This is a genomic window from Brevundimonas sp., from assembly GCF_036732845.1.
Taxonomy (GTDB): Bacteria; Pseudomonadota; Alphaproteobacteria; order Caulobacterales; family Caulobacteraceae; genus Brevundimonas.
In genome coordinates this window covers 1-10,164 of the sequence record NZ_DAINBO010000058.1, presented here as the reverse complement: position 1 = coordinate 10,164, position 10,164 = coordinate 1, and the positions used below count along the sequence as shown (strand labels likewise).

The following is a 10,164-nucleotide window of genomic DNA, read 5'->3' as shown; positions in this document are numbered from 1 at the left end:
GGGTCTAGACCCGGCGGCGCTTGGCCGCAAGGCGGGCGATTGCCGTTCCGCCGCCGGTATGGGAGCGTCCCGCTCCAAGATGGGAGAAAACGCATGATCGGCTATGTCACCCTGGGCACCAACGACCTGGAGCGGGCGGCGAAATTCTACGACCCCCTGGCCGCCGAGCTGGGCACGTCGCGCATGATGGAATGGCCCGGCGCCATCGCCTGGGGCACGCCCGGCGGCGGGGCGGGCGTCGCCCTGACCAAGCCCTTCGACGGCGACGCGGCCACGGTCGGCAACGGCGTCATGGTGGCCCTGGAGGCCAAGGACGAGGCCCAGATCCAGCGCCTGCACGCCATCGCCCTGGCCCACGGCGGAACCTGCGAAGGTCCTCCCGGCCCGCGCGGCGACGCCTTCTACGCCGCCTATTTCCGCGATCCCGACGGCAATAAGCTGAACGCCTTCATCATGACCGGTGCCCCGGCGGCCTGAGAGGCGGCCTGAGAAGCGGCCCGGCCCGCCGTGCTTTTGACACGCCGCCGTTCGAGCGTCGGCTTTACCTGAACCCTGAAGGAGGTTTGTCGATGCGGAAAACCCTGATCCCGGCGCTGGCCGTCGCCCTGTTGGCCGGGCCGGCCCTGGCCCAGACGCCGCCCGCCTCGATCGGCGACCGCTATGTGCCCGCCCCCTGGTGGATGCGCGATCCGGTCATCGCCTCCATCGGCTATGTCCGGGTGCAGATCCCGGCCAATCGCGCGGGCTTCCAGGCCGGGTTCCAGTCGGTCGACCGCAGCGTCGCCGAGGCCTCGCGCAAGGCCGCCGATCAGGTCCGCGCTCTCAGCCAGGCCCTGGCCGCCTATGGCGTCGACAAGGTGCGGGTCGAGACCAGTCTGACGACCCAGCCGCTGTACGACCAGTATCGCGACGAGAACGGCGTCCTGCGCGACAACACCCGCGCCGACCGCATCGAACGCTATCAGGCCGTGGCCACGGTCAATGTCACCATCCGCGACACGGCGGTGCTGGAGCGCGCCTACGCCACCGTGGTCGCGGCCCAGCCGACCATGATCGGCCAGGTCTGGTTCAATCTGGAGCCGGACAATGTGGTCAAGACCAACCTGGCCAACGCCGCGGTCAAGGACGCCGCCGACCGCGCCCGCGCCGCCGCCGAGAACGCCGGAACCCGCCTGGGCGCCGTGCGCGTGATCGACCCCACCGGCCGCGCCTGCCAGACCGACGTCCTGGCCGGCTGGCCGTCCTATGCGTCCGGCGGCGGCCTGCCGACCGATGTGAACGCCGACGTCGTCGTCACCGGCTCGCGCATGCAGCGGGCCTCCATGGCGCCCCCTCCCGCGCCGCCTGCGCCCGTCGGCGGCGCGGCCCCGTCCGAAGAGGCCATCCAGGCGGCGCGTCTGGCGCTCCAGCCGCCCCTGCGCGAACTGACCGACCAGGCCTGCGTCGTCTACGGCCTGGGCGGATGAGACCCCAATGAGCCGTGACGGTTTCGCCCCCGATCCCGCCTTCGACGCCGGATCGGGGTTCGCCGCCGACTGGTCCCTGTGCCACGTCCGGCTTCAGGACGACGCCCGCTTCCCCTGGCTGATCCTGATCCCCCGCCGCCCCGGCGTGGTCGAGATCGCCGACCTGGCGCCCGCCGACCGCGCCCTGCTGATGGACGAGATCGTCCGCGCCGGGGACCGGGTCCGCGACATGGCCGCCGCCCTGGACCGGCCGATCGACAAGCTGAACGTCGCGGCCCTGGGCAATGTCACGGCCCAGCTTCACGTGCATGTGGTCGGCCGCCGCCGCGACGACGGCCTGTGGCCCGATCCGGTCTGGGGCCGCCCCGGCGCGACGCCCTGGCCGGACCAGACGCGGGCGCGGCTGCTGGCCCTGGTCGGCGGCTGATTTCCAGGCCCGCTGTCGCCCTGGCCGGTCCTGTTGGTGTAAGGCGAAGGGTGAAACGCCTACCGGGTCCCGGCCTTCGCCGGGACGAGCGGAGACCGAATGGCCAGGACCGAACCCTTTCACGCGCCCAAGAACCAGGGTTTCGTGCGCGTGGCCGCCGCCACCCCGGTCGTGCACATCGCCGATCCGGCGGCGAACATGCTGGAGCATGTCGCCCTGATCGAACAGGCGGGGGCGAAAGGCTGCGACCTGGTCGTCTTTCCCGAACTCAGCCTGACCGGCTACGCCATCGACGACCTGTTGATGCAGGACGCCCTGCTCAGCCAGGTCGAGACCTGCGTCAAACCCCTGGCCGTCGCGGCCCAGACGGCGGGCGTGATCGCCGTGGTCGGGGCGCCGATCCGCCAGGGCGACGCCCTGTACAACTGCGCCGTGGTTCTGGCCGGGGGCCGCGCCCAGGCGGTCATCCCCAAGACCTATCTGCCCAATTATCGCGAATATTATGAGAAGCGCTGGTTCGCCCCAGGCGGCCTGGCCAGGGGCGCGGTGCGCATCGGCGACGACTGGGCCGCGCGGTTCGGAACCGACTTCGTCATCGAGATCGCGGGGCGGCCCGGCTTCGTCTTCGGGGTCGAGATCTGCGAGGACTATTGGGCGCCCCTGCCGCCCTCGACGCGCCAGGCCCTGGCGGGGGCGCGCATCCTGTTGAACCTGTCGGCGTCCAATGTGCTGATCGGCAAGGCCGACGACCGCGAACGGCTCAGCGCCGGTCAGTCGGCGCGGGCGCAGGCGGCCTATGTCTTCACCGCCTCGGGCTGGGGGGAATCGACCACCGACCTGGCCTGGGACGGGCAGGCGACGATCCACGAACTGGGCGCCCGCATCGCCGAGGGTCCGCGCTTTTCGATGCAGCCGCACCTGACCATCGCCGACGTGGATGTGGAGCGGATCGGGCAAGAGCGCCTGCGCACCGGAACCTTCGCCGACTGCGCCCGCGACGAGGCGCGCCGCGCGGGCGAGGACGAGCGCATCGGCCGGCTGCTGATCATCGAAGAGGATGCGCCCACGGGTCCGACGGCCGGTCCCCTGATGCGCGAGGTCGACCGCTTCCCCTTCGTGCCCGACGACGCGGCGCGGCTGGACCGCGACTGCTACGAGGCCTTCAACATCCAGGTCCAGGGACTGATGCGCCGGATGACGGCGACGAACAGCCGCCGCCTGGTCATCGGCGTCTCGGGCGGGCTGGATTCGACCCAGGCCCTGCTGGTCGCCTGTCGCGCCTTCGACCGCCTGAACCTGCCGCGCACGGGAATCCTCGGCTATACGATGCCCGGCTTCGCCACCTCGGACGCCACCAAGGCCAACGCCTGGTCCCTGATGAAGGCCCTGGGCGTCACCGGCGCCGAGATCGACATCCGCCCGGCGGCCGAGCGGATGCTGGCCGACATCGGCCACCCCCACGCCAAGGGCGAGCCGGTGCACGACATCACCTTCGAGAACGTTCAGGCGGGCCTGCGCACCGACTATCTGTTCCGCCTGGCCAACCAGAACCAGGCCTTCGTCCTGGGCACCGGCGACCTGTCGGAGCTGGCCCTGGGCTGGGCCACCTATGGCGTCGGCGACCATATGAGCCACTACAACGTCAACGGCGGCGTGGCCAAAACCCTGATCCGCCACCTGATCCGCTGGGTCGCCGAGCGCGAGATGAAGGACGCCGCGACCGCGCCCGTGCTGCGCGCCGTCCTGGACACCGAGATCTCGCCCGAGCTGGTCCCGGCGACCGACGGTAAGATTCAGTCGACCGAGGCGACGGTCGGTCCCTATGCGCTGAACGACTTCTTCCTGTTCCACATCACCCGCTACGGCTCGGCGCCGTCCAAGGCCGCCTATCTGGCGCACCAGGCCTGGGGCGACGCCGCGAAGGGCGCCTGGCCCGAGGGGACGCCGCACGACGAGCGGGTCGCCTATGATCTGAAGACGATCAAGGCCTGGCTGCGCCGATTCCTGATCCGCTTCTTCCAGACCAGCCAGTTCAAACGCTCGGCCCTGCCCAACGGTCCCAAAGTGGTCACCGGCGGCAGTCTCAGCCCGCGCGGCGACTGGCGCGCGCCGTCCGACGGCTCGGCCAAGGTCTGGCTCGACGAACTCGAAACCAACATACCGGACGCCTGATGACCGACGAACCCACCAAGGACTCCAACGGCAATCTGCTGGCCGACGGCGACAGCGTGACCCTGATCAAGGACCTGAAGGTCAAGGGATCGGGCGGGGTGACGCTGAAGCGCGGAACCCTGGTCAAGAACATCCGCCTGACCGGCGATCCCGACGAGATCGAGGCCAATGTCGAAAAGGTGCGCGGCCTGGTCCTGCGCACCGAGTTCGTCAAGAAGGCCTGACCTCAGCCTTCTCCCCTTGGGGGAGAAGGTGGCTCGCGGAGCGAGACGGATGAGGGGTAGGCCCGCATCATCCTGACTGTCTGACGGTGGACTCGCGGAAACAGCCCCCTCATCCGAGCGCCGCTGGCGCCCACCTTCTCCCCCAAGGGGAGAAGGGAACATTAGGGCGCCTGGTTCAGGAATTCGAAGATCGCGGCCTTGGCCTCGGGTTCGTCCAGCATCGGCGCGTGGCCGACGCCGGGGACCTCGGCGAACCACATCTTCCTGGCCGCCTTCTGCATCCGCGCGGCGATATCGACGCTGAGCAGGTCGGAGGTCTCGCCCCGGATCAGCAGGGTCGGCCGACCCTTGGCCAGGCGGTTGAAGAAGGGCCACAGGTTGGGAACCAGGGCCTTGGTCCCCGCCGCGCGGATCGGCACGGCGATGTCGGGATCATAGTCCAGCACCGGCGCGCCCTCGGTCCCCACCCGGAAACAGCGGCGGGCGAAGGCGTCCCAGAAGGCGTCGCCGCGGGCGGGAAAGGCGATCTCGTTATTGCGGCGCACATAGTCGCGGGCGTCGGCCCAGGACTGCACGTCCACCGGCTGTCCGGCATAGGCGGCGATGCGGGCCAACCCCTCCTTGGCCACCTCGGGACCGACGTCGTTGATGATGGCGGCGGCCACGGCCTTGGACTTGACCGCCGCCATGGCCATGGTGATCAGCCCGCCCATGGAGGTGCCCAGAAACACCGCGCGTTCGACCCCCGCCGCGCTCATCAGCGCCAGCATGTCCTTGGCGTAGTTGGGCGGCTGATAGGTCATCGGATCGGGCGCCCGATCCGACAGGCCGCGCCCGCGCACGTCGACGGCCAGGACCCGGCGGCCGCTCTGGGCGATCAGGGGGGCGATGGTCTCGAAGTCCGCGCTGTTGCGGGTCAGGCCGTGGATGGCGATGACCGGCAGTTTCGCCGGGCCGTCGGCGGCGGCGTAGTCGCGGGCGTACAGCGACAGACCGTCGGGCGAGGTCCAGCGGCGGTCGGCGTAGGGTTTGCTCATGGCGCCACTGTGACGCCGGGCGAGACCGGTTTCAACGGGCGATGATCGCCCTCAGTGGCCCAACAGGTCGCGCACGAACCGATCCAGGTCGCCGCCCTCGAAACGGAAGCCCGAAACCCCGGCGCGGCGGGCGGCCTCCAGGTCGCTGGGCTGGTCGCCGATCAGGAAGCTTTTTTGCGGATCGACGCCATGCTCGCGGATGGCGCGCAGGATCATGCCGGGGTTGGGCTTGCGATCCGGGTGATCGGGATGGCGGTATTGCTCGACCTTGGCCTCGGCGTGATAGGGGCAGGCGTAGACGGCGGCGATGCGCGCGCCCTTGGCCGCGAACCGGCGCACCAGGGCGTCGTTGAACCGCTGCATCTGGTCCAGGGTGAACAGGCCGCGCGCCACGCCCGACTGATTGGTGACGATCACCGCCAGATAGCCCAGCGCGTTCAGCCGCCGCACCGCCTCGGGCGCGCCGGGCATGATGCGCATGTCGGATTCGATGTGCGGATAGCCGGTGTCCTCGATCAGGACCCCGTCGCGGTCCAGAAAGACGGCCGCGACCCCGCCCGCGCTGCCCGCGTTCACGTCTCGGACTCCAGCACGGCGGTGAAGGCGGTCATCAGGTGATACAGGGTCGAGGCGGGCACGCGGGCGTCCATCGGGCGGTCGTCGGCGTCATAGCTGTCCATCCACAGGCCGGGAACGTCCGTGGCCAGGTGGGTGTCGAACACCGCCTGGGTCAGGGCCGCCGCGCGGTCGGCCCGGCCCAGCAACAGATGGGTGCGCACGGCCTCGGTCTGCGCCCACAGGCGGCGGCCGCCGTCGATCACGCCGCCGTCGCGGGCGAATTCGCGAATAGCGAAGCCCTGGGCGTCCAGCCCGCGCTCGATCGCCGTGGCGTAGAGGGCGCGGGCCGGGCCGTCGCGTTCGCCCATGCCCGCCGCCCGCGCGCGGTCCAGCAGCCAGACCCACTCCATATGATGGCCCGGCTCGGCGACGCGGCCGGGTTCGCCGGGCGCGACCGCCCAGTCCTCGGTGAAATATTCGCCCAGCACGCCGTTTCCGGCGTCCAGAAAGGCACGATCGAACAGGCTCAGACTCTCGGCCGCCATGGCGTCCCAGGCCGGGGCCGGGGCGATGTCGCGCCAGGCCAGCATGGCCTCCAACAGATGCATGTGCGGGTTCTGGCGGCGCGGCAGGGCGGGCGGGATCGCCTCGTCCCAGCCGCCGTGGGCCGAGGTCATCCGTTCCCGGATCGACTGCACCGTGCGCGCGGCCAGGGGCGCGGCGCGCACGTCGCCCAGCACCCGATGCGCCGCCGCCAGGGCGAACAGGACGAAGGCCTGGTCATACAGGTCGACGCCGTCGTCCAGGGGGGCGCCGTCCGCTTCGGTGGTCAGCCGCCACAGGCCGTCGTCGCGGCGGCAGGCGGCGATCATCCGGTCCAGTCCCGCCTGGGCGATGGCGGCGCCCGGCGCCCAGCCCAGGGCGCTCCCTTGCGCGAAGGCGTAGATCTGGCGCGCCTGGACGCGGGTGCGGCGCGGCAGGTTCGGAACCGGCCGTCCGTCGAAATCCAGCGCCTCGTGGAAACCGCCGTCGGCGGCCACGCCCCGCGCCGCCCACAGCGGCAGGGCCTGGTCGAACAGCCAGGCGCGCACCCGATCCTGACTGGCGGAAAGCGACGTCACGATGCGGGCTTACGGTCCAGACCGCGATTTGCCAAGACGCCCGCTGTTGCAACCGGCAACGGGAAGTGACCCTGTCGGGTTTGGCGTGACCGAGAGCCGTTTGATAAAGGCCGCCTGACCCCTTCCGCCATGACCGGCGCCGAGACGAGACCTCCATGATCCCCTTCATCGACCTACAGGCCCAACGCCTGCGCCTGAACGGCAAGATCGAAGCCGCCGTGCAGGAGGCCGTGACCGGCGGGGCCTGGGTCATGGGACCGCAGGTGCGCCAGTTCGAGACCGACCTGGCCGCCTTCGGCCGCGCCAAGCACGCGCTCGGCTGCGCCAACGGCACCGACGCCCTGGCCCTGCCGCTGATGGCCTGGGGCGTCGGGCGCGGCGACGCGGTCTTCGTGCCCAGCTTCACCTTCGCGGCCACGGCCGAGATCGTGCCCTGGTTCGACGCCGAGCCGGTGTTCATCGATGTGGACGCCCGGACCTACAATATGAGTCCCTCCCATCTGGAGGCGGCCATCGAGGCGACCAAGGCCGAAGGCCGCCTGATCCCGCGCGTGGTCATCGCCGTCGATCTGTTCGGCCAGCCCGCCGACTATCCGGCCATCAAGGCGATCTGCGACAAGCACGGTCTGAAGCTGATCGCGGATTCGGCCCAGGGCTTCGGCTGCACCCTCGACGGCGAACACCCGCTGAAATGGGCCGACGTGACCACCACCAGCTTCTTTCCGGCCAAACCGCTGGGCTGCTACGGCGACGGCGGGGCGGTGCTGACCAATGACGACGATCTGGCCCAGTTGATGGATTCCATCCGCGTGCACGGCAAGGCCGTGGCCCGTGACCTGGAAGGCCGCAGCTTCGAGCACGACCCCAAATATCTGAACATGCGCATTGGCCTGAACAGCCGCCTGGACACCATCCAGGCCGCCGTCCTGATCGAAAAGCTCAAGGTGTTCGGCGACGAGATCGCCTGGCGCAACCGCATCGCCGCCCGCTACAATGAGGCCCTGCGCGCCCATGTCGCCGTCGTGCCCGACGTGCCGGCGGGCAATGTGTCCAACTGGGCGCAGTACACGATCGAACATCCGAACCGCGACGGCCTGGCGGCGCACCTGCGCGAACAGGGCGTGCCGACGGCGGTCTATTATCCGATCCCGCTGCACCTTCAGCCGGCCTATGACATGTATCCGCGCGGGCCTCAGGGCCTGCCGGTGACGGAACGTCTGATGAAGACGGTCATCAGCCTGCCGATGCACGCCGACCTGGACGAGGCGACCCAGGACCGCATCATCGCCGCCGTCGCGTCGTTCAAGGGCTGATCCGCATGACCCAGCACCTTCCCCCGCTGAAGATCGGCGTCGCCGGCGCCGGCGTCATGGGCCGCAACCATGCGCGCGTGGTCTCCGAGATCCGCGACTTCGACCTGACCGCCGTGTTCGACATGGACGCCGTGACGGCCGGCGGCGTGGCCGCCGCCTATGGCGCGACCGGGGTCTCGACGGCCCAGGCCTTCATCGACGCCGGACTGGACGCCGCCATCGTGGCGACCCCGAACCGCACCCACGCCGACCTGTCCGTCGCCCTGCTGGAAAAGGGCGTCCATGTTCTGGTCGAAAAGCCCATCGCCGCCACCGTGGCCGACGCCCAGCGGATGATCGACGCCGCCAAGGCCAACGACCGCGTGCTGATGGTCGGCCAGGTCGAGCGCTTCAATCCGGCCGTCGACGCCGTCAAGCGCGCCATCGCCGACGAACAGGTCGTCTCGATCCAGATCACCCGCGTCGGTCCCTTTCCGCCGCGCATGGGCGAAGTGGGCGTGGTCATCGACCTGGCGGTGCACGACATCGACATCATCCGCCACCTGACCGGCTCCGAGATCGTCGAAGTCCAGCCGCAACTGGCCGCCACCCACGGCCACCGCGAGGACACCGCCCTGCTGCAGTTCCGGCTGGCGAACGGGGTCATCGCCCACATCACCACCAACTGGGTCACGCCCTACAAGACCCGCACGCTTCAGGTCGCGACCCAGAACAAATTCGTCGTCGCCGACCTGATGACCCGTCAGGTCACCGAATATTTCGGCCAACAGTCCGACGGCAGCTATTCGACCCGCGGCGTGATGAGCTGGCCCAATGAGCCGCTGAAGAAGGAATTGGAGGCCTTCGCCCACGCCATCCGCACCGGCGAGACCCCGGCCGTGACCGGCGAAGACGGCCTGAGGAACCTGGAAGTGGCCCTGCGGTGTTTGGGCGAGGGCTGATCAGCCCAGGGCGCTGACCACGTCGGTCTTGGCGAAGTCGTCGCCGACGTACAGCAGCGGACAGTCATACATCCGCGCCAGGGCGTAGCTGAACGAGTCGCCGTAGTTCAGGCGCGCGGGGTGAAACCCCTTGCCCCAACGCCGATAGCCCGCTGACGCCCGTTCGGCGAAAGCGGCCGTCACATCGACGATCTCGGGTTCAAGACTATCCAGCAAGGCGGTCATGGCCGGAAGCAAATCCATGCTCGACGCCACGATCAGGGCTTCGGTCAAAGTCCCAGCCGAGATCACCAGCTCATTTTCCAGCAGCGCACTTTCGCAGGCCGGTCCCAGCGGCTCCCTAGCCAGGACAGCGATCAGGGCTGAGGTGTCGACAGCGATCAATCGGGCAAGCCGTCTTCGTCGTAGAGGAAGTCCTGGCTACGGGCGGCGCTGAAACCCGGAGGAAACTTGCCTTCCGCCAGCGCCTGGGCCGCACGGATGCCCGCCAGCCGCCTCGCTTTCAAGTCCGGGGAAATATGAACCGCGACCAGGCGCACCACGTCCTTGCCGTGACGTGTCAGCACCACATCCTCGCCCGCCTCCGCGCGGCGCACGAGGTCGGTCAGTTGGGCCTTGGCGTCAGAGACCGGGACATGAGTCATGCTCAAAAATATGGACCAATCAATGGTCCAAATCAAGCACTCCGACCCACCGGCCGGTTCACCCCGTCACCTGCATCCCCAGCCATTCGGCGATCAGGGCGGGTTTGTCGGCGCCGTCGATCTCTATCGTCAGCTCGTGCTTGATCAGCCAGCGCCCCCCGCCCTTGTCCTCGGCCGACAGCAGTTTGAACCGTCCGCGCACCCGTGATCCGGCCGGGACCGGGGCCAGGAAACGCAGCTTGTCGAAGCCGTAGTTGACCC

At 69.5% G+C, this 10,164-nt stretch carries 12 protein-coding genes and 1 pseudogene; 7 read left to right on the top strand and 6 right to left on the bottom strand.

The genetic code is table 11. From position 1 onward, the window contains the following. Positions 1–93: 93 nt before the first annotated feature. The 5 genes from V7D63_RS12570 to V7D63_RS12550 all read left to right on the top strand — a co-directional run bounded on the left by V7D63_RS12570 (position 94) and on the right by V7D63_RS12550 (position 4,289). A complete protein-coding gene (locus V7D63_RS12570) occupies positions 94–477 on the top strand; it encodes a VOC family protein (RefSeq protein ID WP_333592623.1) in 384 nt (127 codons plus the stop codon). A gap of 92 nt (positions 478–569) precedes the next feature. After that, on the top strand, positions 570–1,466 hold the full coding sequence (locus tag V7D63_RS12565) for an SIMPL domain-containing protein (protein WP_333592622.1): 897 nt from the start codon (positions 570–572) through the stop codon (positions 1,464–1,466). Between the two features lie 7 nt (positions 1,467–1,473). After that, complete coding sequence (locus V7D63_RS12560; RefSeq protein ID WP_333592621.1) at positions 1,474–1,893, top strand: HIT domain-containing protein; 420 nt, start codon at positions 1,474–1,476, stop codon at positions 1,891–1,893. A 99-nt stretch (positions 1,894–1,992) separates the two neighbouring features. Next, positions 1,993–4,065 carry an NAD(+) synthase gene (locus V7D63_RS12555; RefSeq protein WP_333592620.1) on the top strand — a complete coding sequence of 691 codons (2,073 nt, stop codon included), beginning with the start codon at positions 1,993–1,995 and terminating at the stop codon, positions 4,063–4,065. Next, complete coding sequence (locus V7D63_RS12550) at positions 4,065–4,289, top strand: alkylphosphonate utilization protein (RefSeq protein ID WP_333592619.1); 225 nt, start codon at positions 4,065–4,067, stop codon at positions 4,287–4,289. The genes V7D63_RS12555 and V7D63_RS12550 overlap by 1 nt, the downstream gene beginning before the upstream one ends. Before the next feature lie 161 nt (positions 4,290–4,450). On the opposite strand, the gene V7D63_RS12545 is transcribed toward V7D63_RS12550, so the two are convergent. From V7D63_RS12545 to V7D63_RS12535, 3 genes are read right to left on the bottom strand one after another with little or no spacing between them, the layout of a single operon-like run. Beyond that, positions 4,451–5,326 (bottom strand): alpha/beta fold hydrolase, encoded by an 876-nt coding sequence (locus tag V7D63_RS12545; RefSeq protein ID WP_333592618.1) that lies wholly within the window; start codon positions 5,324–5,326, stop codon positions 4,451–4,453. A gap of 51 nt (positions 5,327–5,377) precedes the next feature. After that, entirely contained in the window at positions 5,378–5,902 is a 525-nt protein-coding gene (locus V7D63_RS12540) for a D-glycero-alpha-D-manno-heptose-1,7-bisphosphate 7-phosphatase (protein ID WP_333592617.1), read from the bottom strand. After that, a complete protein-coding gene (locus tag V7D63_RS12535) occupies positions 5,899–7,005 on the bottom strand; it encodes an AGE family epimerase/isomerase (protein ID WP_333592616.1) in 1,107 nt (368 codons plus the stop codon). Before V7D63_RS12535 ends, V7D63_RS12540 begins: the two co-directional genes overlap by 4 nt. A gap of 155 nt (positions 7,006–7,160) precedes the next feature. Between V7D63_RS12535 and V7D63_RS12530 the strand changes: the two genes are divergently transcribed. Next, complete coding sequence (locus V7D63_RS12530; RefSeq protein WP_333592615.1) at positions 7,161–8,318, top strand: DegT/DnrJ/EryC1/StrS family aminotransferase; 1,158 nt, start codon at positions 7,161–7,163, stop codon at positions 8,316–8,318. A 5-nt stretch (positions 8,319–8,323) separates the two neighbouring features. Next, positions 8,324–9,259, top strand: coding sequence for a Gfo/Idh/MocA family protein (locus V7D63_RS12525; RefSeq protein WP_333592614.1), 936 nt, complete (start codon positions 8,324–8,326; stop codon positions 9,257–9,259). Here the strand turns inward: V7D63_RS12525 and V7D63_RS12520 are convergent, their stop codons facing one another. The 3 genes and pseudogenes from V7D63_RS12520 to V7D63_RS12510 all read right to left on the bottom strand — a co-directional run. Beyond that, positions 9,260–9,643: a type II toxin-antitoxin system VapC family toxin gene (locus tag V7D63_RS12520; RefSeq protein ID WP_333592613.1), complete on the bottom strand. Its 384-nt coding sequence runs from the start codon at positions 9,641–9,643 to the stop codon at positions 9,260–9,262. Continuing rightward, positions 9,640–9,939, bottom strand: coding sequence for a type II toxin-antitoxin system Phd/YefM family antitoxin (locus V7D63_RS12515; RefSeq protein ID WP_333592612.1), 300 nt, complete (start codon positions 9,937–9,939; stop codon positions 9,640–9,642). The genes V7D63_RS12520 and V7D63_RS12515 overlap by 4 nt, the downstream gene beginning before the upstream one ends. 22 nt (positions 9,940–9,961) lie before the next feature. Continuing rightward, a pseudogene (locus V7D63_RS12510) lies at positions 9,962–10,164 on the bottom strand (Nodulation protein N); the annotation flags it as partial.